The organism is Halomonas borealis (assembly GCF_004798905.1).
Lineage (GTDB): Bacteria > Pseudomonadota > Gammaproteobacteria > Pseudomonadales > Halomonadaceae > Halomonas > Halomonas borealis.
This window is the reverse complement of the sequence record NZ_SDMO01000001.1, coordinates 587397-605925: the sequence shown is the minus strand read 5'-3', so window position 1 is coordinate 605925 and position 18529 is coordinate 587397. Positions and strand designations below refer to the sequence as shown.

21 protein-coding genes and 1 pseudogene are annotated in these 18529 nt (G+C 68.8%); 10 read left to right on the top strand and 12 right to left on the bottom strand.

The genetic code is table 11. The features are described from left to right. The first annotated feature begins 54 nt into the window (after nucleotides 1-54). Nucleotides 55-390, top strand: coding sequence for a hypothetical protein (locus ETC07_RS02920; RefSeq protein ID WP_136246985.1), 336 nt, complete (start codon nucleotides 55-57; stop codon nucleotides 388-390). Next, nucleotides 390-1598: a PqqD family peptide modification chaperone gene (locus ETC07_RS02915; RefSeq protein ID WP_136246984.1), complete on the top strand. Its 1209-nt coding sequence runs from the start codon at nucleotides 390-392 to the stop codon at nucleotides 1596-1598. The genes ETC07_RS02920 and ETC07_RS02915 overlap by 1 nt, the downstream gene beginning before the upstream one ends. 52 nt (nucleotides 1599-1650) lie before the next feature. On the opposite strand, the gene ETC07_RS02910 is transcribed toward ETC07_RS02915, so the two are convergent. From ETC07_RS02910 to ETC07_RS02900, 3 genes are all read right to left on the bottom strand, one after another. Beyond that, nucleotides 1651-2409: a lytic transglycosylase domain-containing protein gene (locus ETC07_RS02910; protein WP_306462085.1), complete on the bottom strand. Its 759-nt coding sequence runs from the start codon at nucleotides 2407-2409 to the stop codon at nucleotides 1651-1653. Then, complete coding sequence (locus ETC07_RS02905) at nucleotides 2348-4057, bottom strand: proline--tRNA ligase (protein ID WP_136246983.1); 1710 nt, start codon at nucleotides 4055-4057, stop codon at nucleotides 2348-2350. The genes ETC07_RS02910 and ETC07_RS02905 overlap by 62 nt, the downstream gene beginning before the upstream one ends. A 111-nt stretch (nucleotides 4058-4168) precedes the next feature. Then, nucleotides 4169-5392, bottom strand: a complete 1224-nt coding sequence (locus ETC07_RS02900) for a benzoate/H(+) symporter BenE family transporter (RefSeq protein WP_136246982.1) — start codon at nucleotides 5390-5392, stop codon at nucleotides 4169-4171. A 133-nt stretch (nucleotides 5393-5525) separates the two neighbouring features. Between ETC07_RS02900 and ETC07_RS02895 the strand changes: the two genes are divergently transcribed. Then, a complete protein-coding gene (locus tag ETC07_RS02895; protein ID WP_136246981.1) occupies nucleotides 5526-6149 on the top strand; it encodes a helix-turn-helix domain-containing protein in 624 nt (207 codons plus the stop codon). On the opposite strand, the gene ETC07_RS02890 is transcribed toward ETC07_RS02895, so the two are convergent. The 3 genes from ETC07_RS02890 to ETC07_RS02880 form a co-directional block, all read right to left on the bottom strand. Next, on the bottom strand, nucleotides 6086-6985 hold the full coding sequence (locus ETC07_RS02890) for an N-acetylmuramoyl-L-alanine amidase (RefSeq protein WP_240724535.1): 900 nt from the start codon (nucleotides 6983-6985) through the stop codon (nucleotides 6086-6088). The two genes, ETC07_RS02895 and ETC07_RS02890, sit on opposite strands and share 64 nt — an antisense overlap. A 265-nt stretch (nucleotides 6986-7250) precedes the next feature. After that, nucleotides 7251-7994: a DUF3307 domain-containing protein gene (locus ETC07_RS02885; RefSeq protein ID WP_136246980.1), complete on the bottom strand. Its 744-nt coding sequence runs from the start codon at nucleotides 7992-7994 to the stop codon at nucleotides 7251-7253. Further along, nucleotides 7991-8662 (bottom strand): sigma-70 family RNA polymerase sigma factor, encoded by a 672-nt coding sequence (locus tag ETC07_RS02880; RefSeq protein ID WP_136246979.1) that lies wholly within the window; start codon nucleotides 8660-8662, stop codon nucleotides 7991-7993. Before ETC07_RS02880 ends, ETC07_RS02885 begins: the two co-directional genes overlap by 4 nt. Before the next feature lie 327 nt (nucleotides 8663-8989). Here ETC07_RS02880 and ETC07_RS02875 point away from each other — a divergent pair, with 327 nt between their 5' ends. Continuing rightward, nucleotides 8990-9619: a LysE family translocator gene (locus ETC07_RS02875; RefSeq protein WP_136246978.1), complete on the top strand. Its 630-nt coding sequence runs from the start codon at nucleotides 8990-8992 to the stop codon at nucleotides 9617-9619. A 19-nt stretch (nucleotides 9620-9638) separates the two neighbouring features. On the opposite strand, the gene ETC07_RS02870 is transcribed toward ETC07_RS02875, so the two are convergent. The 4 genes from ETC07_RS02870 to ETC07_RS02855 form a co-directional block, all read right to left on the bottom strand. After that, nucleotides 9639-10631 carry a nucleoid-associated protein gene (locus ETC07_RS02870; protein WP_136246977.1) on the bottom strand — a complete coding sequence of 331 codons (993 nt, stop codon included), beginning with the start codon at nucleotides 10629-10631 and terminating at the stop codon, nucleotides 9639-9641. A gap of 79 nt (nucleotides 10632-10710) precedes the next feature. Continuing rightward, nucleotides 10711-11472 carry an ABC transporter permease gene (locus tag ETC07_RS02865; RefSeq protein ID WP_136246976.1) on the bottom strand — a complete coding sequence of 254 codons (762 nt, stop codon included), beginning with the start codon at nucleotides 11470-11472 and terminating at the stop codon, nucleotides 10711-10713. Beyond that, the gene (locus tag ETC07_RS02860) at nucleotides 11469-12413 is read right to left on the bottom strand and encodes an ABC transporter ATP-binding protein (RefSeq protein ID WP_136246975.1); all 945 of its coding nucleotides are present in this window, start codon (nucleotides 12411-12413) and stop codon (nucleotides 11469-11471) included. Before ETC07_RS02860 ends, ETC07_RS02865 begins: the two co-directional genes overlap by 4 nt. 228 nt (nucleotides 12414-12641) lie before the next feature. Next, on the bottom strand, nucleotides 12642-12920 hold the full coding sequence (locus ETC07_RS02855; RefSeq protein WP_136246974.1) for a peptidylprolyl isomerase: 279 nt from the start codon (nucleotides 12918-12920) through the stop codon (nucleotides 12642-12644). Between the two features lie 123 nt (nucleotides 12921-13043). Here ETC07_RS02855 and ETC07_RS02850 point away from each other — a divergent pair, with 123 nt between their 5' ends. Next, nucleotides 13044-13502, top strand: a complete 459-nt coding sequence (locus tag ETC07_RS02850) for an HIT family protein (protein ID WP_136246973.1) — start codon at nucleotides 13044-13046, stop codon at nucleotides 13500-13502. Between the two features lie 85 nt (nucleotides 13503-13587). On the opposite strand, the pseudogene ETC07_RS02845 reads toward ETC07_RS02850, so the two are convergent. Continuing rightward, a pseudogene (locus tag ETC07_RS02845) lies at nucleotides 13588-13866 on the bottom strand (leucine zipper domain-containing protein); the annotation flags it as partial. A gap of 34 nt (nucleotides 13867-13900) precedes the next feature. Here ETC07_RS02845 and ETC07_RS02840 point away from each other — a divergent pair. Together ETC07_RS02840 and ETC07_RS02835 are read left to right on the top strand one after the other, a co-directional pair. Continuing rightward, the gene (locus tag ETC07_RS02840) at nucleotides 13901-14434 is read left to right on the top strand and encodes a TetR/AcrR family transcriptional regulator (protein WP_136246972.1); all 534 of its coding nucleotides are present in this window, start codon (nucleotides 13901-13903) and stop codon (nucleotides 14432-14434) included. Nucleotides 14435-14572: 138 nt separating this feature from the next. Beyond that, a complete protein-coding gene (locus ETC07_RS02835; RefSeq protein ID WP_136246971.1) occupies nucleotides 14573-14812 on the top strand; it encodes a hypothetical protein in 240 nt (79 codons plus the stop codon). Nucleotides 14813-14992: 180 nt separating this feature from the next. Here the strand turns inward: ETC07_RS02835 and ETC07_RS02830 are convergent, their stop codons facing one another. Continuing rightward, a complete protein-coding gene (locus tag ETC07_RS02830; protein ID WP_306462084.1) occupies nucleotides 14993-15658 on the bottom strand; it encodes a DUF1826 domain-containing protein in 666 nt (221 codons plus the stop codon). 99 nt (nucleotides 15659-15757) lie between these two features. Here ETC07_RS02830 and ETC07_RS02825 point away from each other — a divergent pair, with 99 nt between their 5' ends. The 3 genes from ETC07_RS02825 (at nucleotide 15758) to hisI (ending at nucleotide 18529) form a co-directional block, all read left to right on the top strand. After that, a complete protein-coding gene (locus tag ETC07_RS02825; RefSeq protein WP_136246970.1) occupies nucleotides 15758-17059 on the top strand; it encodes a TonB-dependent receptor in 1302 nt (433 codons plus the stop codon). A gap of 151 nt (nucleotides 17060-17210) precedes the next feature. Next, entirely contained in the window at nucleotides 17211-18107 is an 897-nt protein-coding gene (folE2, locus tag ETC07_RS02820) for a GTP cyclohydrolase FolE2 (protein WP_136246969.1), read from the top strand. Beyond that, nucleotides 18104-18529: a phosphoribosyl-AMP cyclohydrolase gene (hisI, locus tag ETC07_RS02815; RefSeq protein ID WP_136246968.1), complete on the top strand. Its 426-nt coding sequence runs from the start codon at nucleotides 18104-18106 to the stop codon at nucleotides 18527-18529. The genes folE2 and hisI overlap by 4 nt, the downstream gene beginning before the upstream one ends.

The following is an 18529-nucleotide window of genomic DNA, read 5'->3' as shown; positions in this document are numbered from 1 at the left end:
TCGCCGGCCGCGGCGGGTAGGCTAGGGCATCACTGTCCATCAGGAAGCCTGCTCATGCATGACAAGGAAGCCTCTTCTGCGCTGGGGCCTCGACGCCGGCGCCTGCTGGCGGCGCTCGGCCTGGCCGGCCTCGCCGCCTATGCGGCGCCGACCCTGACCAGCTTCGGCCAGGCCCAGGCCGACGGCTGGGACGATGGTCGCTGGCGCATCGTCTACGAGAGCGAGCCGCGGGCCCACGAGCGCCGCTACGTCGATGACTACCGCGAGCATCGGCGTCATCGCGATCGCCACCACAAGCATCGTCATCACAAGCATCACCGTCACTCGCGGCCCAGCCATAGCCGCCCCAGCTTCAGCCATCCTAGCTTCAGCCATCCCAGCCGTTGGTGATGGGCGAGTGCATCGAGACCCTGCGGCCGGCCGGGCTCGAGGTCGCCGTGCGCCTGCACGATGCGCCACGGCTCGGCGAGGCGCTGCGCACGGCCCTGCCGGGCTGGCCCTGTGCGCTCGAGTCGGAGACGGCCGGGCGCGAGCTGAGGGTCTGGCGAGACGGCGGAGACTATCATCGGGCGGCGTACGGGGAGATTCCCTCGTCGCGATGCTCAGGCGTCGCCGAGGCCACCTGCGGGCTGATCGCCGACCTGATCCCCGAAGCGCTGGCGGCTCGCCCCGAGGCGGTGGGGTTGCACGCCGCCGCCGTGGAAGTCGATGGCCGGCTGGTGGTGTTTCCGGCGACCCATCGTGCCGGCAAGAGCCTGCTGTGTGCGAGCTTCGCCGCCGCGGGCTATCGCGTGTTCGCCGATGATGTCCTGCTGCTGATGCCCGATGGGCAGGGCATGGCCCTGGGGATCGCCCCGCGTCTGCGCTTGCCGCTTCCGGAGGGCCTGCCGGCTGAACTGATGGACTTTCTGGCCGCCCACCTGGGCGTTCGGGACGCGCGCTATGGCTACCTGACGCCGGGCGCCGGGCGCCTGGCCGCACACGGAGAGCGGCGGCCCATCGCAGCCATCGTGATGCCGGATCGCCAGCCCGGCCTGGAGGCGCCGAGCCTGACGCCGCTCTCGTCGGGGAAGGGGCTAATGCGCCTGCTGGCGCAATGCCTGGCCGGAGACGACCGGGATCCGGCGGCGCGCCTCGAGCGGTTGCTGCCGATCCTGCGCGAGCGGCCCTGCCGGCTGTTGCGTTACGACCAGCCGCTGGCGGCGTTGCAGGCCGTGGTGACGGGAATGACGGACGCGCCGCCCGAGGTGTCGCCCCACCCGCAAGCGGGCCTGGCGCCGACGCCGGCCGCGGAACCGTCCGGCATCGGCGCATCGGCCACCGCGACGGTCTGGCGGCGCTCGCCGGTGGCGGCCGAGGTGCCGCTGGGCGATGAGCTCTTCCTGGTCGATGACGCCGGCGGCGTGCATGCCTGCAGCGCCCTGGCCGCGGCCATCTGGCGCCTGCTGGGCCTGGAGACACTGTCCGGCGACGAGATCGTGGCACTGCTAGCGGCGCGCTTCCCCGAGGTCGAACGTGGGCGTCTGGTGGCAGACGTGTCGGCGCTCTTCGAGGGGCTGGCGGCCTGTCGTCTGGTGGCCGCCGTCGAGGCGGCGTGAGCGAGGCCGCCCCATGCCAAGGCTCGTGGGCCGTTGGGCGAGTGCGTGTCGCTCAGCGCCCGGCGCTCAAGCGTTCCGGGTGGCCGGAGCCGGCGGGCAGCCAACGCCGGGCCAGGGCATCCAGCACTCGCTCGGGGTAGTCGGTCTGCCCCAGGCTGCCGTGGTAGCGGGCCAGCGCCCGGGTCAGGTCGCCGTCTTCCACCGCCAGGTAGTGGGCGAGGATGGTACAGCCGTAGCGCAGGTTGCGCCCGGGGGCCGCGAGGTCGTCGGCGGGCAGCCCCAGCTCATGCACCCAGAACGGCATGATCTGCATCAGCCCCACGGCGCCGGCGGAGGACACCGCCTGGGCGCGGAAGGCGCTCTCTACCTGGATCACCGCCAGCACCAAGGCCGGCGCCAGGCCGGCCAGGCGAGCTTCCTGGTGGATGCGGGTCAACAGCGTGCGGCGGCGTTCGGGGTCGGGCACCTCGCGGGTCAGGCGCGGCGCCATGTCGTTGACCCACTGACGGGCCGCCCACACCTGGGCGGGCGCCCGCGGCATCTGCCGAGCGGCCTCCAGGGTCGGGCGTAGCGTCGCCGGCAGCGGCGGCAGGGCCTTGACCAGCGGCGCCCGGTCCGGAGCCGGGCGCGTGGGGAGGGCGTCGAGGAAGTCATCGCCTTGCCGCTCGTCGAGAGGTTGGGCGACGAGTGGCGCCACCGGCAGCAGCGAGACGGCCGCCGCCAGGGCGACCGTCAGGCGCCGGCGATGACTAGGCGTCGATCTTCTCGCGCAGGAAGGTGAGGATGTCCGCGGCGGGGACCATGGTGGCATCGCTGTCACGGCGTCCCTTGTATTCCAGTTCTCCCTTGTCCAGGCTGCGGTCGCCGACCACCAGGCGATGGGGGATGCCCATCAGCTCCTGGTCGGCGAAGCGCACGCCGGGGCGCAGGTCGCGATCGTCGAGCAGCACGTCGAAGCCGGCGGCGCTGAGCTCTTCGTGGAGGCGTTCGCTTTCCTCGCGCACGCGTTGCGACTTGTGGGCGTTCATCGGCACCACGGTGATGTGGTAGGGCGCGATGGCGTCCGGCCAGATGATGCCCCCGTCGTCATGATTCTGCTCGATGGCGGCGGCCACGACCCGGGTCACCCCGATACCGTAGCAGCCCATCCACGGGTGGGCGGCGCGGCCGGAGTCGTCGAGCACGGTGGCATCCAGCGCCTCGCTGTACTTCTGGCCGAGCTGGAAGACATGGCCGACCTCGATGCCGCGTTTGATCGCGAGGGTGCCCTGGCCGTCCGGCGAGAGGTCGCCCTCGACCACGTTGCGCAGGTCGGCGACCCGGGGCAGCGCCAGGTCGCGCTCCCAGTTGATGCCGAAGTAGTGCTTGCCGTCGACGTTGGCGCCGGCGCCGAAGTCGCTCATCATCGCCACGCTGCGGTCGATGACGATCGGCATGTCGAGATTCACCGGGCCCAGCGAGCCCGGGCCGGCGCCGGCCGCCTGGCGAATCTCATCCTCGCTGGCCATGGTCAGCGGGCTCGCCACCTCGGCCAGGTTCTCGGCCTTGACCTCGTTGAGCTCGTGATCGCCGCGCACCAGCAGGGCGATCAGGCCGCCCTCGGCGCCGTGCACCATCAGCGTCTTGAGGGTCTTGTCGATCGGCAGGCCGTGCTGCTCGACCAGCGCGGCGATGGTCTTGGCGTGGGGCGTGTCGACCAGGCGCAGCTCCTCGCCGGGGGCCTCGCGCTCGCCCTGGGGCGCCAGCGCCTCGGCCTTCTCCATGTTGGCGGCGTAGTCGGAGGCGTCGGAGAACACGATGTCGTCCTCGCCGGAGTCGGCCAGCACATGGAACTCGTGGGAACCGGTGCCGCCGATGGAGCCGTTGTCGGCGATCACCGGGCGGAAGTCGAGCCCCAGGCGGGTGAAGATGCGCACGTAGGTGTCATACATCACCTGATAGGTGTCCGTCAGCGAGGCTTCGTCGATGTGGAAGGAGTAGGCATCCTTCATGACGAACTCGCGGGAGCGCATCACGCCGAAGCGCGGGCGGATCTCGTCGCGGAACTTGGTCTGGATCTGGTAGAAGCTGGCCGGCAGCTGCTTGTAGCTGGCGATCTCCTTGCGCACCAGGTCGGTGATCACTTCCTCATGGGTTGGGCCGACGCAGTAGTCGCGCTCGTGGCGGTCCTTGAGGCGCAGCAGCTCCGGGCCGTACTGCTCCCAGCGGCCGGACTCCTGCCACAGTTCGGCGGGCTGGACGGCGGGCATCAGCACTTCCTGGCCGCCGGCGCGGTCCATCTCCTCGCGGACGATGCGCTCGACCTTGCGCAGGGTCTTGAGGCCCAGCGGCAGCCAGGTATAGAGCCCCGAGGTCAGGCGGCGGATCATCCCCGAGCGCAGCATCAGCTGATGGCTGACCACCTCGGCATCGGCGGGAGTTTCCTTGAGGGTGGAGATCAACAGTTGGCTGGCGCGCATGGGTCCGGGGTGTCCTCGAAAGTCTGGTAGATAGGGCAGGCCGCCCAGCTATGAGCCGTATTGTACGATCAAGCGCCAGTGGCGGCAAAAGCGGCGCCCGGTGGACGTGGTTCACTGGCCGGGCGGATGACGCCGGTGACCGATCGCCAGCGCCACCAGCCCGGCTGCGAGGCCCCAGAAGGCTGCGCCGATGCCGCCCGGCGAGACGCCCGAGGCGGTGACCAGGAAGGTCAGCAAGGCGGCGTCGCGCTGGGTGGCATCGCTCAGCGCATCGGCCAGCGCCGCGCCGAGGGTCGGCAGCAGTGCCAGTCCGGCGATGGCGACCACCAGCTCGCCGGGCAGCGCCGCGAACAGCGAGCCGACGGTGGCGCCGAACAGCCCCAGCAGCAGGTAGAAGCCACCCGCCGCGACCCCCGCCGCGTAGCGGCGCTGTGGATCAGGATGCGCCTCCGGGCCCTGGCAGACCGCGGCACTGATCGCCGCCAGGTTGAAGGCGAAGCCGCCGAACGGCGCCAGGACCAGCCCGGCCAGGCCGGTGCCGCCGACCAGCGGCGAGATCGGCGGCTGGTAGCCGGCGGCACGCAGGGCGGCGACGCCGGGCAGGTTCTGGGAGGCCAGGGTCACCGCGAACAGCGGGATGCCGACGCCGATCAGGGTGTCGAGCGCGAAGCTCGGCGTCGTGACGGTCGGCACCGTCAGCGCCGGGGTGACCGCACCGAGATCGAGCAATCCCTGGCCCTGGGCCACCACGCCGCCCACCGCCAGCACCAGCGGGATGGCGTAGCGTGGCCACAGCCGCTTGGCCACCAGGTAGGTCGTCGCCATCGCCAGCGGCAGCACCAGCCGGTGTTCCACGGTCATCACCAGATCGAGGCCGAAGCGCAGCAGCACGCCGGCCAGCATGGCCGAGGCGAGTGCGCGGGGGAGGCGTTGCATCACACGCTCGAACAGCCCGCTCGCCCCGCACAGGGTGATCAGCAGCGACGAGAACAGGAAGGCCCCGATGGCCTCGCTCATCGGCAAGCCCGGGAGGCTGGTGGCGAGCAGTGCCGCGCCGGGCGTCGACCAGGCGGTGAGCAGCGGCATGCGGTAGCGCAGCGAGAAGGCCAGCGTCGTGATGCCGGAGCCGATGCCCAGCGCCCACAGCCAGGAGCCGATCTGGGCCTGACTGGCACCGGCCGCCTCGGCGGCCTGGACGATGATCGCCGCCGAGCTGGAGTAGCCGATCAGCACGGCGATGAAGCCGGCGGTCAGGGTCGACAGGCTGCTGTCACGCGCAAGCGACGGCCGCGTGGCGGTGGCAGGGCTCGGCGTTGGCCGACTTGACGTTGACATGCAGCAGGCTCCGGGCGGCTGTGCGCGATAGCGTACGGTTTCGGCACCCTAGCAGCGTGCGTTATAGCGCACAACTCGGGCGCTGCGCTACACTGGAGCCTTTCATCGCATGTGATCGGGAGAACCGTGGCCGATGCAGGACATCTCGCAGCATATCGTCGAGCGGCTCAGGGCGCTGCGTCGCGCCGAGGGCTGGAGCCTCGACCGCACCGCCCAGGCGACCGGGGTCAGCAAGGCCATGCTGGGCCAGATCGAGCGTGGCGAATCGAGCCCTACCGTGGCGACGCTGTGGAAGATCGCCAGCGGCTTTCGAGTGCCGTTCTCGAGCCTGTTCGAACCCACGCTCGTCGAGGGGGGCGAGGCGGCGACCGTCGCGTCCCGCCAGGTCGTGACAGGGGGCGCTGGGGGTGGCGATGCCGCGGGCATGACGGCGCTGCCGCTGTTTGCCTTCGATCCTGCGCTCGGCTTCGAGCTGCTGGTGGTCACCCTGGCCGCCGGGGCGAGCAGCGCGTCGGCACCCCACGCCCCGGGCGTGGTGGAGCATCTGGTGGTGGTCGAGGGCGAGCTGGAGGTCGCCGTGGATGGCGCCTGGCGACGCCTGGCCGTGGGGGAGGGGCTACGCTTCGCCGCCGACCGCCCCCATGCCTATCGCAACCCGGGGGCGGGCGCGGCGCGTTTCCATGATGTCGTCCACTACCCCGGTGGTCCCGGCGTCGCCCCCGCGAGGGCCGGCGAGGACAGCGCCTCGGGGCGATAGCGTGCCAGCAGCGACCACAGCCGGGCGGCGGTCTCGGTATCCGGGTGGCCACGATGATCGGCGGGTCGGTAGCGCATCTGGAAGGCGCGCAGCACGCCTCGGGTCGCGGCGTCGAGTTCGTCGCTGGGCGCCACCGTATAGCCCCAGGCCGTCAGCGCCCGTTGCAGGGTGGCGAGTGTCGGTGGGTCCGCAGCGAAGGCGTGGCGGAAGCGCGCCACGTCGGCCGCCGCCGGCCAGGTGCCGATGCCGGCGGCGTGCAGGCGGCGCCAGGGGAAGGCCGGCCCAGGGTCGATCTTGCGCGTGGGGGCGATCTCGGCATGGCTGAGGATGTCGGTCGGCGCAATATCGTGGCGCTCGATCAGCTGCCTGAGCAGGGCGATCAGCGCCTCGACCTGGGCATCGGGGAAGGGCGCCCAGGCGACTGGGCCGCCAGGCGGCGTCGTGGCGGGCTCGCGGTCCGGCCCCGCGTTGACCAGCTCGATGCCCAGCGAGCTGTCGTTGAGGTGGGTGCGACCGGCCCAGGCGCTGGCACCGGCGTGCCAGGCGCGACGCGACTCGTCGACCAGGCGGTAGACCCTCGGCGCACCGAGTTCCCGGTCGGGCCTCTGCGGCACCAGGTAGTGTGCGCTGACCCGTGGCCCGGAAAGAATCTCCAGCGAGGTGTCCTCGTCCTCGTCGGTGTAGTGCAGCACCAGCGAGCGTACCCGGCTGGAGTGGGCGCTGGACGGATGGCTCGCATCGATCGCGATGCCGTCGGCCTCGGGGGGACGCTCCACGCCGGCGCAGCCGCCGAGCAGCAGGGGAATCAACATGGTGATCAGTGGCAGGTATCGCATGGCCGTAGGCGGTGTCCGAGACGTCGACGAGCGAAGGTTGGGGTCAGGCCCGTTGCAGACGGGGCCACGCACTTCCCACATCCCACATCCCACATCCATGTGGGGCGCAAGGCAAGCATCAGCGACAAATCGGCAGGGATGGCCGATTCGGGCAGCCCTGCTGCGCGAAGAGCGAGTGACAGGATGTCGCTCGTCAACAGGCGGCGTTTACGAGGGGCAATATGCGCATGTTGAGCCGATGTTTAACGCCGCCTAGCCGAGCCGGCTAGCCTCCCCAGGGCAATTGGCGCACCGCCAGGCCGAGCGCCAGGGTGGCGGTGACGCTGAGCAGGGTGCCCAGCAGCACGTATTCGGTGAGCTTGCGGTCGCGGCGGGCGCGCAGGTCGCCGAAGCGCAGCACCGACTTGGCGGTCAGCAGGAAGCCCACCGCGGTCAGTTCGTCGAGCAGCACCAACGTCAGCACCAGCAGCCGCTCGAGGATGCCGATGCGCGCCCCGGCGGCGACCAAGGTGCCGGGGTCACCGACCTCCTCGCTCCAGGGACGCATGGACAGGGCGATGGCGATGGCCATGGGGCGGGTGACCAGCAGGTAGGCCAGGGCATGGCTCAGCACCTCGGGCCGGGCTAGCCAGTCGAGCGCCGCGGTAAGCGGTGCCAGGCTGCCCTGCCAGGCCAGCCAGACGCCCAGCAGCACGCTCAGGTGCAGGGCCTGGTCGACCAGGAACCCGCACAGTCGCCCGGGGTCCAGATGCGCCTTGCCCAGATCGATCAACGCATGGCTCGCGGCGATGGTCAGCGCCCAGGACGCCGCGGCCAGCGGATCGACGCCGGCGATGGCCAGCACCAGCAGTGCCAGCAGCCCGTGTAGCCCGGCATGCAGGTAGAGGGCGGCGGCGCGGGCCTTGTCGCGTTGGCGGGCCTCGACCCAGCGTCGCGGCTGTAGCAGGAAGTCGCCGGCCAGGTGGGCGATGAACAGGGCGAGCAGCGTCGTCACGGCCGTGGGCGTCATGGCGTCGTGTCCTCTTGTGCAGGAGGCGTGTGGCCGGTGCCGCCCAGGGTGTCACGGAAATGGGCCAGGCTGTCGGCCAGCAGCCCCCAGTGGGCGGCGCGCAACCGCTTGTGAACGCTGGGCTGGCGGATACCCAGCCGCTCGGCCAGTGCCTGCTGGGTCAGGTCGCCTTCCAGGCGCAGGACGACGACCTCGGCGGCGCGTGGCGACCAGCCATCGATCAGGGCGTCCAGGTGGCGAAGCAGCAGCGCCTGGCATGGCGCATCGGGGGCCTCATTGTGGCTCAGGGTGAGGTGCGCGTCGCCCTCGGACAGGGCGTCCAGCGCTCGGCCGGAGGCGATGAAGGCCGGTCCATCGGCGGAGGCCAGCGCGTCGCCGGGGCGCCAGGTGTCCTGGCCGATCGCGACGGCCAGCCGAGCGTCCCAGCGGTGTCCGGGCTCCGAGTGGGCGATCAGCGCGGCGCGTATCGCCACGGCGGCGTCCAGGGCCGCCTCGGCCCGGTCGAGGGCGAGCTGGAAGCCATCGCCCCGGTAGCGCTGATAGCCGCCTGCGTAGCGTTCGGCGAGGCCCGTCAGGGTGGATTCGAGCAGGCCATGCAGGCGCCGGCTGTCCGTGAGGCGGCGTGAGTCGATGATGTCGCCGGTGATCACGGCGATATGGTTGGCCATGGGGCGCTCTCCTGGGACGGCTGGCGAGGTAAGAATAGCTTCTCAAGGCTATTTTTCAACATAATAGCCTTATTGGGCTATAGATGAGGGTCGTATGGCGACCTCACGCCTCGCCTGATCCGCGTCGCGTGACGCATCCTTGGGCGGTCGGGTCTCGACCACGGCGGGGTGAGCCAGGTACTGCGGGTCGCTGCCGATGGCGCCACGTGGGGGCGAGGGTAGGGCGATGCGCCGACAGGGAGGGGGCTCAAGCCGGGGCGCTGGACTCGGTGAACGAACCGGCCTAGCGTAGCGTGATCCAGATTTCCCTCATCGAGATGCCTGCCAATGCTGGACTATACCCTGGCCCACTGGGCGACCTTCCTATCCGCCGCGGTGTTGCTGAACCTCGCGCCGGGACCCGACATGGCCTTCATCCTCGGTCAGACCGCGCGCCATGGCCGGCGGGGCGGAATGGCCGCCATGTTCGGCGTGTGGAGCGGTGCCGCTGGGCACGTGGTCATGGCGGCGCTGGGGTTGTCCGCCATCCTGGCCACGTCGGCGCTGGCCTTCTCGGTGGTGAAGTGGCTCGGGGCGGCGTATCTGGTGTGGCTCGGGCTGCAGGCCTTGCGAGGGGCCGGTGGCGAGGCGTCGGCGATGCCGGCTAATGGCCGCCGGTCGGGGGCGATCTATCGCCAGGGCGTGCTGATCGCGTTGCTCAACCCCAAGGTGGCGATCTTCTTCCTCGCCTTCCTGCCTCAGTTCGTGGTGGCCGGGGCCGGCCCGGCGAGCCTGCAGCTGGCCCTGCATGGGGCACTGATCATCGTCGTCGCGGCGTTGATCGAGCCGCCGTTGGTGCTGCTCGGGGCGCGGCTGGTCGCTGCCCTGAGTGACCGGCGGCGCCTGGGAGCCTGGCTCGAGCGGGGGCTCGGCATGCTGTTCATCGGCCTGGGCGTGCGGCTGGCCTTGAGCGAGTGAGGCGCCACGCCGCGTCTCCTCAGTGTTGCTTGAGCTGGTCGCGCAGCCCGTTCGGCACCTTCTTGATGATCAGCCGGTCGCCGTCTTCGTCGTACTCCACGGCGGCGCCGAGCAGGTGGGAGTCGAAGCTGATCGAGACGCCGGCGGCGCGGCCGGTGAAGCGCCGGAACTGGTTCAGGGTGCGCTTGTCCGGCGGAATCTCCGGGTTCAGCCCGTAGTCGCTGTTGCGGATGTGCTCGAAGAAGGCCTTGGGGCGTTCCTCGTCGACCAGCTCGGAGAGATCCTCCAGGGTGATCGGCTCGCCGAGTTTGGCCTGTTCGCTGGCGTAGTCGACCAGGGCGTCGGTCTTCTCGCGGCTGGCTTCCTCGGGCAGGTCCTCGTGTTCCACGTAATCGCTGAAGGCCTTGAGCAGGGTGCGGGTCTCCTCGCCGGCATCGCGCTTCTCCTGTGCGCCGAGCGCCTCGGCGAAGGCCTCGGACAGCTTCTTGCCGCCGCGGTCGCGGGTCCAGGAGAGGTAGGGGTGCGAGGTCGATTCCCCTTGCCACTGGTTGATGTCGAGGCGCGCGGCCAGCGTCATCTGGGTGAGATTGAGCTGGCGGGCGGGGACCACGCCGAGGGTGTCGTCGATGCCGAAGCCGTCGCGGTGGTGCAGCAGCGCGAGGATCAGGTAGCGCGCCTCGCCCTGGCGATGGTCGACGACCAACAGGTGGCCGCCGACCGGCAGGTGGTCATCGATCAGCAGGGTCAGGCGCTCGGCCAGCGTGCGGGTCAGGCTCGGGAAGTCGCGCTCGCCGGCGAGGAAGCTTGCCAGCTCGGCGGGGAATGCAGCGGGTTCGTCCTCGGCGAAGCGGCCCCAGTTCTTGGCCTTGCCGTGATAGGCGTCGTTGAGCCCGGCCAGCAGGTCGTCGAGAGCCGCCGACGCAGGCAGCGGCGCCTCGGCCGGCACCAGGCGGGCCGGTGCCTCGCCGTCGCCCTTGTCGATGCGGTGGATGATGCTGTGCAGGATCGGCATGACGGACCTCGCGGCTCGGATGAAGAGAAGGGCGGCGATGATACCTCAGCCTCCCCCTTCGCGGCTTCCCCGTGAAGGGTCATGGCTTGAGGCGATAGCCGCTACGGAAGATCCAGCTGACCACCGCCAGCGAACTGGCCAGGAACAGTCCGATCACCCCCAGGCTTGCCCAGATGCTGACATCGCCCATGCCGTAGAAGCTCCAGCGAAAGCCGCTGACCAGGTAGACCACCGGGTTGGCCAGGGTCACCGCCTGCCAGAAGGGCGGGAGCATGTCGATGGAGTAGAAGGTGCCGCCGAGGAAGGTCAGCGGGGTGATCACCAGCAGCGGCACCAGCTGCAGCTTCTCGAAGCCGTCGGCCCAGATGCCGATGATGAAGCCGAGCAGGCTGAAGGTCAGCGCGGTGAGCACCAGGAACAGCAGCATCACCAGAGGGTGGGCGATCGAGAAGGGCACGAACAGGCTCGCCGTGCCGAGCACGATCAGCCCCAGGATCACCGACTTGGTGGCCGCCGCGCCGACGAAGCCTAGCACCACCTCGAAGTAGGAGACCGGTGCCGAGAGGATCTCGTAGATCGAACCCGAGAAGCGCGGGAAGAAGATGCCGAAGGAGGCGTTGGAGACGCTCTGGGTCAGCAGCATCAGCATGATCAGCCCGGGCACGATGAAGGCGCCGTAGCTGACGCCCGCGACCTCGCTGATACGGGTGCCGATGGCGGCGCCGAACACCACGAAGTAGAGCGAGGTCGAGATCACCGGCGAGATGATGCTCTGCAACACGGTGCGCAGGCTGCGTGACATCTCGGCCACGTAGAGGGTCTTCACGGATTCCAGGTTCATGGGGCCTCCCGGACCAGGTTGACGAAGATCTCCTCCAGCGAGCTCTGCCGGGTGTGGAGGTCCTTGAAGTGGATGCCGGCGGCGTCCAGCTCGGCGAGCAGCTCGGCGATGCCGCTGGGGTCGTCGTCGCCGTTGGTACGAGCATCGTAGGTGTAGATCAGCGCCTGACCGTCGTCGGCCAGGGTCAGGCGGGAGGCGTCGAGGGAATCCGGCAGGCGCTCGAGCGGCTCGCGCAGTTGCAGGGTCAGCTGCTTGCGGCCGAGCTTGCGCATCAACTCGCGTTTTTCCTCGACCAGCACCAGTTCGCCCGCGCGAATCACGCCGATGCGGTCGGCCATCTCCTCGGCCTCCTCGATGTAGTGGGTGGTGAGGATGATGGTCACGCCGCGCTCGCGAAGCCCCCGTACTACCTCCCACATGTCGCGGCGCAGTTCCACGTCGACCCCGGCGGTGGGCTCGTCGAGGAACAGGATCTCGGGCTCATGGGCCAGTGCCTTGGCGATCAGCACCCGGCGCTTCATGCCGCCGGACAGGGTGATCAGGCGGTTGCGGCGCTTGTCCCACAGCGACAACGACGTCAGGACGCGCTCGATATGGGCAGGATCCTTCGGCTTGCCGAACAGCCCGCGGCTGAAGCTTACCGTGTCCCACACCGTGGAGAAGGCCTCGCTGGTCAGCTCCTGGGGCACCAGGCCGATCAGGCGCCGAGCCTGGCGGTAGTCGACGACGTTGTCGTGTCCGGCCACTCGCACCCGGCCCGAACTGGCATTGACCAGGCCGCAGATCACGCTGATCAGGGTCGTCTTGCCGGCCCCGTTGGGGCCGAGCAGGGCGAAAATCTCGCCGTGGCGTATGTCGAGGTCGATGTCCTTGAGGGCCTGGAAGCCGCTGTCGTAGGTCTTCGACAGCGCCTCCACGCGGATCACGTTGTGCTCATTCACTGCCGGTTTCCTCCCTGGTGATCGGCTCCTGCGAGGCGAGCGATGCGTTCCTGGCGGCTCTGACGCATGGCGACGGCCTGCGCCCACCTTAACGCCAACGCGTTCCTCGAGGGTACCGGCCGGCTTGTCGGGGCGGCGGCCACCAGGCTCATGGCATGGCCGCCCGACGACAAAAGGCCGCACCGAGAAACGGTGCGGCCTGAGTCATGACCTGGATGGCGTGATCACTCAGCCGCGGCGGGTGACCTCCAGCAGGTGGTAGCCGAACTGGGTCTGCACCGGGCCCTGGACCTGGTTCAGCTCGGCGGAGAACACCACCTTGTCGAACTCCGGGACCATCTGGCCGGGACCGAAGCTGCCTAGTTCGCCGCCCTGCTGGCCGGAGGGGCACTGGGAGTGCTCGCGGGCGACCTCGGCGAAGTCGCGGCCGTTCTCGATCTCGGCCTTGAGGGACTGGCACTGCTCTTCGCTGGGAACCAGGATATGGCGGGCGCTGGCCTGAGTCATGGAAATCTCCTTCGCGGGTAGGATAGGCTCTGGATGAGTCGGGAGAATAGCATGCCGGCACGGTCGTGGGGGCCGCTCCGGGGTCGGCGTCTTCCGGGGAGCCGCGTTCAAGGAGGCGCCCACATGCGCTGCATCTTCTGCGACATCGTCGCCGGCAGGGCACCCTGTCATATGATCTGGGAAGACCGGGAGCATCTGGCCTTTCTGTCCATCTTCCCCAATACGCCGGGGTTCTCGGTGGTGATTCCCAAGGCCCATCATGCGAGCTATGCCTTCGACCAGCCGGACGAGGTGCTGAGTGGTCTGGTGCTCGCCACCAAGCGGGTGGCCCAGCTGCTGGATGCCTCCCTCGACGGCGTCGCCCGCACCGGGATGTTCTTCGAGGGCTATGGCGTCGATCACCTGCACAGCAAGCTCTTTCCGATGCACGGCACCGGCGACGACCCCACCTTCCAGTCCGTGGAATCGCGGGTCGACAGGTATTTCTCGCGGTATGAAGGCTACCTGTCGTCGCACGATTACCGGCGAGCCGACGACACGCGTTTGGCCCGCCTGGCCGCGCATATTCGCGACTTCGCCTGACGCTTAACCCCAGAGCACCCCGGGTTGGTGATGGCGGATCGCCGGTCGCGCACCGTGGAACCACCGCCATGCGCCGCCTGCGTTATTTCTTGATGTCCAGGTGCAGGAGAACCCCCGGCGCGTCATGCTCGTAGCGATTGTCGGGCCGGGCAGGCTCATGAGGACAGCATCGCGGGCGAGACGAGCGGTTCTGCAGTCCGGCCTTGCCTTCTTTCCGGTAACGGCGCACCCACTTGTAGGTCGTCCGCACGCTGACGCCTTGGGCTTGAGCCGCCTTCTCGGGCCGCAGTCCATCGTCAACGACTCGGCGGACCGGCCTCAAGGGGAGGCGGGGGTGAGAGAAGGTGGCCCTCTGGCGTATCATCGGCTAGCCAATGGACACCGCCGAGAGCGAGAGGATGAGCAAGAAGGAAATCACCCGCGCACGCATTCGTGAAGCCGCCTGGGCGCTATTCGCCGAGCGCTCCTTTGCCTCGACCACCACTCGGGAGATCGCTCGTCGTGCTGGCGTCGCCGACGGCACGGTGTTCAGTCACTATCCCAACAAGATCGATATCCTGCGAGAAGGCATGGAAGGGCAGCTCAACGGCATCGCCAAGACGTTCCTGGCCAGTTGGACGGGCGGCAGCGAGCGAGAGGCATTGATCGAGCTGGCCTCCCTGTTCTATCGCTATTACTTCGAGCATATTGCCTTGAGCCGCAGCCTGCTGAAGGAGGCACTCTGGGATCTCGATCATTTCCGCCACTTCGACGAGTCCCTGCTGGCCCGCCTCTTGAGTGCGACGACGGCACGTGACGCCATCCGCATGCGTCTGATCGAGGACAGTTACTTCATGACGCTCGTCCGCCACCTCAGCCGTGACGAGCCTTGCCTGGAGTCGGCCATCGACGACTGGCGGGCCGGGCTGGCGTGCCTTCTCCCCGCCGACTGATCCTCTTCCCCCTGCAGGCCTCGCCCCGGTAGCTCAATGCTCGTCCCGTCCGCTCATTTCATGAGGGGGAAATGGATCGCTTGACAATTGAGCGCGCTCATTTATAAATTGAGCATGCTCAAAATATGGAGGTCTCCCATGCGCAAGATCCTCAAGACGCTCATCGGCCATCTGGTTGGCCTGCCATTTCTCGTGCTGTTCAGTTACGTCATTGGCCCCATCGTCGGCCTGACCCTGGGGTTCGGCGGCTTGCTCATGCTGACGCTGCTCGGGGGCCGAGCGGGAAGACAGGCCTTCTATCGCGGCATGATCCTAGGAGAGGGGCCCGACGCTTCTCCGGCCCTGGAAGAACGGCCGCAGGGCCATGAGATGCAGTGAGTCTCCTCGCGCCGCCGCTGCTCTGGCGGCCGGTGTGTTCCATCCTTCCCGAACTCGACACCTGGGGCCTGCGCCACGGCCTCGTCGCCGCCGCCCTCGTGGCCCTGGTGGTCTAGGCGGGGCATGCCCCGGGTGGTGCGCCTGGAGGCCTACTGTTGGATGTCCGAATAATGCCTCCCCTCAGCCGGGATCGATGGTCAGCAGCAGCCGCGGCTGGCCGGTGTCGCCCGCCGGACTGCGATGTACCTGGCCGCGCGTCTCGTTGCCGATCCAGCCACTCCCCTTGAACAGCGCCACGTCGCCGGCCTCCAGCCGACGGATGGCGCTTGGCTCTCTCACGATCGGTGGCTTGTCGGGGCGAGGGGCGCCCAGGCCGGCGCGATTCACCGCCGCCTCGGGCAGCCATTCGCTGGCTGGGCCCAGGTAGGTGGTGACCAGCCGCACCGGTAGGTTGTCGCAGTGAAAGCGCGGACACATGGGGGCGTCGAGGACACGCAGGCGCAGGCCCACGCTGTCGCTGTCGAACAGGAACGCCATGGCCTCTGCCAGGGTCGCGATGTCCTCCACCAGGGAGCTCGAGATGCCAGGCGCGTGCAGCGCTTTGAGCAGGTCAGCGCGCAGCGCCTCGCCGGGGGCGCCACGCCAGGAGAACGAGAGTGGGCGCTCGGGGCGTATCTGAGCCATGGCACCGGCCAGCAGGTCGCTGGACAGCGGTCGGCGCAATACCGCCAGGGTGATGGGGTCCTCGAAGATGCGCGGCAGCACCTCGATGCCTCCGCCTTCTACCCAATGAGGCGGTGCGTCGAGGTCATCGGGTAAAGGCGGGGCGGCGGCGATCATCGGCATCGTGAACTCCTGACAGGCACGAAAGACAGGTTTGCTTTTTTGTTACGTTATAACGTATCTTTTTTGCCGCTAGGAAGCCACCTCGTCTCAGGAGACCGCATGCCCCGCCACCCTTTCTTCGCCCTGATGCCGCTATCCGCCACGGTGCTCATGGGGGCTCAGTCCGCCATGGCCGCGGATCATGATCACGCCGCGGGGCATGCCCATGCACACGACGCCCATGGCACTCATGAACCCCATGAAAGCCGAGCATCGTCGCCCCTGGCGCTTTCCGCGGCCTTGACCCTGGAGGGCATCTATCAGTCTCGCGTTTCCGGCGCTGAGGCGGTGCCCGCAGGCTTCGCCGGTGGGCATGACGAGGCCGGCGGACATGCTCATGACCACGCGGGCCACAACCATGGCCTCGAGGACGGATTCAATCTCGGCCATTCCGAATTGGCTCTGCGTGGTGAGACGGCGCTGTTCGAAGGGGTCGCGATGGTCGCGCTGGACGAAGACGATATCCATCTGGAAGAGGCGTATCTCGCGACTCGGGCACTGCCGCAGGGGCTGCGTCTCAAGGCGGGGCGCTTCCTGTCCGCGATCGGGCACGTCAATGGTCGTCATCCGCATGAGTGGAATTTCGTCGAGCGCCCCCTGGTCAACGAATACCTCTTCGGTGACCACGGGCTGCGCGAGGAAGGCGTGCAGCTCAGCTGGTCGCCCTCGCCGCGCACCACCCTGGGCACGGAGTGGTTGCAGGGCGATGGTCAGCGTTTCAGCCGCTTCGATGAGGGAGGCCGTGAAGAGCAGGACAGTGGCCCGCGACTGGTGACCGTCTATGCCAAGCAGCGCGCCGAGCTGGGCGAGGGGCAGACCCTGCATTACGGCGCTTCCGCGGGTATCAATCGTCAGTATGCGCGTTTCGACGGCCACGGGGATCATGCGCACAGCGTCGAGGGTGATAGCTGGTTCGCCGGCCTGGATGCCCGCTACCAGCATCGAAGCGGTCGCCACGCTGGCCAGGGTGACTGGTCGCTGGGAGCCGAATACTTCTATACCGAGCGCGACCTGGCCGAGTGGGTCGAGCATCATCACGCCTGGGAGCGTCATGACGACTTCACCGAGCGTCAGGACGGCGCCTATGTGGAGGCCATCTACGGCATCGCGCCGCAGTGGGAGTTGGGCTTGCGTGGCGAGGCCCTGGGACTGACCAACGAGATCGTGCATGGGCATCCCAGCGAGCTGGAAAAGGCGGATACCTCCTACCGTCATAGCGGACAGGCGACGTGGCGCTTCCGCGATCATGCCTTCCTGCGCGCCCAGGTGAGCCACGAGGATTTCGCCGGCGAGGACGAGAGCTGGGTCGCCATGCTGCAGTTCAATGCCACCTTCGGTGGCCATGCCGGCCACGCCCACTGAGACACTCGGGCGACGCGAGAGCGTCGCCCGAGGCAGCGTGCCCGATCCCGGAGGCGTCATGCAGCGCAGGGGCGCCGCTCGTCGTGAGGCGTGGCCGCTACCGTGTCGGGACGAATTCGCCATTTTCAATCCGCCGAGGATCAGGACGCATATGCCACTCATCGACGTCGCCGAGGGCCACGCCCACCAGTCTGCCAGCCTGGCCTGGGTCGGCATGGAGGGGATCGACCTGCCGCTGAGGGTAGCCGGGCGCTCCCTGGCGGGCCGGGCCGACGCCGGAGTCAGCCTGGATGACCCCGACGCGCGCGGCATCCACATGTCGCGACTGTATCTGGCCCTGGAACGCCTGGCCGACCAGGAGCTCACGCCGGCTCGACTCCACGAGGTGCTGGCGCATTTTCTCGACAGCCATGCCGGGCTCTCCCGGGAAGCCTTCCTCGACCTGCACGGGGAGGTCCTGCTGCCGCGGCCCGCCCTGGTCAGCCCGTTGGCGGGCTGGAAGGCCTATCCCTTTGCGGTGCGTGGTCGACTCACGCCGGAGGGGTTCGAGGCACGCCTGGAGCTGTCCATCGGCTACTCCTCGACCTGCCCGTGTTCCGCGGCCCTGGCGCGCCAGCTCATCCAGGAGCGCTTCGACCTCGACTTCGCCGGGGAGGAGAGCGTCGACCGCCAGGCCATGAGGGACTGGCTGGGTCGCGAGCGAGGCATCGTCGCGACACCGCATAGCCAGCGTAGCCAGGCGCATCTTCGGCTGCGGTTGTCCGCGGATGTCGAGGCGTTGCCCGTGGTCGAGGTCATCGATCGGGTGGAGGCGACACTCGGGACCGCCCTGCAGACGGCGGTCAAGCGTGTCGACGAGCAGGCCTTTGCCCTGGCCAACGGCCAGAACCTGATGTTCTGCGAGGATGCGGCACGGCGGCTGGACCGTGCGCTGCAGGAGCAGGCCGGGGTGGCGGGTTTCCGGCTGCGGGTGGTGCACGCAGAGAGCCTGCATGCCCATGATGCCGTGGCGCATAGTCGCTGGAACTGGCCGGGGGAAGAGGCATGAACTTCTGGCAGGGTCGGGAGGCGGCCGCCATGGGCGAGTCCGTCGAGCTGACGGAGGCGCTGGCGGCGATTCCCTGGAACGAGGCCGGGCTGATCCCGGCCATCGCCCAGCAGCATGACAGCGGCGAGGTGCTGATGCTGGCCTGGATGAGTCGCGAGGCATTGCGCGAGACCCTCGCGACCGGCCAGGCCTGCTACTGGTCACGCTCCCGACGGATGTTGTGGCGCAAGGGGGAGACCTCCGGTCATCGCCAGCGCCTCGTCGAAGCCCGGCTGGACTGCGATGGCGATGCCATCCTGCTGCGCGTCGAGCAGCGCGGCGCCGCCTGTCACACGGGGCGTTTCCATTGCTTCTATCACGCCATCCGTGGTGGCCGGGTCGAGATCCTCACCTCGGCGCAGCGCGCTCCCGGCTCGGGCTGA

Excerpts from the sequence above, each read along its gene's own strand:
- ETC07_RS02870 (WP_136246977.1), bottom strand. The coding sequence starts at position 10,631 with ATGCCGATCCTGCACAGCATCATCCACCGCATCGACAAGGGCGACGGC.
- ETC07_RS02840 (WP_136246972.1), top strand. The coding sequence starts at position 13,901 with ATGAGCAAGAAGGAAATCACCCGCGCACGCATTCGTGAAGCCGCCTGG.
- ETC07_RS02910 (WP_306462085.1), bottom strand. The coding sequence starts at position 2,409 with ATGCCACCATGGTCCCCGCCGCGGACATCCTCACCTTCCTGCGCGAGA.
- ETC07_RS02895 (WP_136246981.1), top strand. The coding sequence starts at position 5,526 with ATGCAGGACATCTCGCAGCATATCGTCGAGCGGCTCAGGGCGCTGCGT.
- ETC07_RS02825 (WP_136246970.1), top strand. The coding sequence starts at position 15,758 with ATGCCCCGCCACCCTTTCTTCGCCCTGATGCCGCTATCCGCCACGGTG.
- folE2 (WP_136246969.1), top strand. The coding sequence starts at position 17,211 with ATGCCACTCATCGACGTCGCCGAGGGCCACGCCCACCAGTCTGCCAGC.
- ETC07_RS02855 (WP_136246974.1), bottom strand. The coding sequence starts at position 12,920 with ATGACTCAGGCCAGCGCCCGCCATATCCTGGTTCCCAGCGAAGAGCAG.
- hisI (WP_136246968.1), top strand. The coding sequence starts at position 18,104 with ATGAACTTCTGGCAGGGTCGGGAGGCGGCCGCCATGGGCGAGTCCGTC.
- ETC07_RS02900 (WP_136246982.1), bottom strand. The coding sequence starts at position 5,392 with ATGTCAACGTCAAGTCGGCCAACGCCGAGCCCTGCCACCGCCACGCGG.
- ETC07_RS02880 (WP_136246979.1), bottom strand. The coding sequence starts at position 8,662 with ATGGCCAACCATATCGCCGTGATCACCGGCGACATCATCGACTCACGC.
- ETC07_RS02835 (WP_136246971.1), top strand. The coding sequence starts at position 14,573 with ATGCGCAAGATCCTCAAGACGCTCATCGGCCATCTGGTTGGCCTGCCA.
- ETC07_RS02875 (WP_136246978.1), top strand. The coding sequence starts at position 8,990 with ATGCTGGACTATACCCTGGCCCACTGGGCGACCTTCCTATCCGCCGCG.
- ETC07_RS02920 (WP_136246985.1), top strand. The coding sequence starts at position 55 with ATGCATGACAAGGAAGCCTCTTCTGCGCTGGGGCCTCGACGCCGGCGC.
- ETC07_RS02885 (WP_136246980.1), bottom strand. The coding sequence starts at position 7,994 with ATGACGCCCACGGCCGTGACGACGCTGCTCGCCCTGTTCATCGCCCAC.
- ETC07_RS02905 (WP_136246983.1), bottom strand. The coding sequence starts at position 4,057 with ATGCGCGCCAGCCAACTGTTGATCTCCACCCTCAAGGAAACTCCCGCC.
- ETC07_RS02890 (WP_240724535.1), bottom strand. The coding sequence starts at position 6,985 with ATGCGATACCTGCCACTGATCACCATGTTGATTCCCCTGCTGCTCGGC.
- ETC07_RS02865 (WP_136246976.1), bottom strand. The coding sequence starts at position 11,472 with ATGAACCTGGAATCCGTGAAGACCCTCTACGTGGCCGAGATGTCACGC.
- ETC07_RS02915 (WP_136246984.1), top strand. The coding sequence starts at position 390 with ATGGGCGAGTGCATCGAGACCCTGCGGCCGGCCGGGCTCGAGGTCGCC.
- ETC07_RS02850 (WP_136246973.1), top strand. The coding sequence starts at position 13,044 with ATGCGCTGCATCTTCTGCGACATCGTCGCCGGCAGGGCACCCTGTCAT.
- ETC07_RS02830 (WP_306462084.1), bottom strand. The coding sequence starts at position 15,658 with ATGCCGATGATCGCCGCCGCCCCGCCTTTACCCGATGACCTCGACGCA.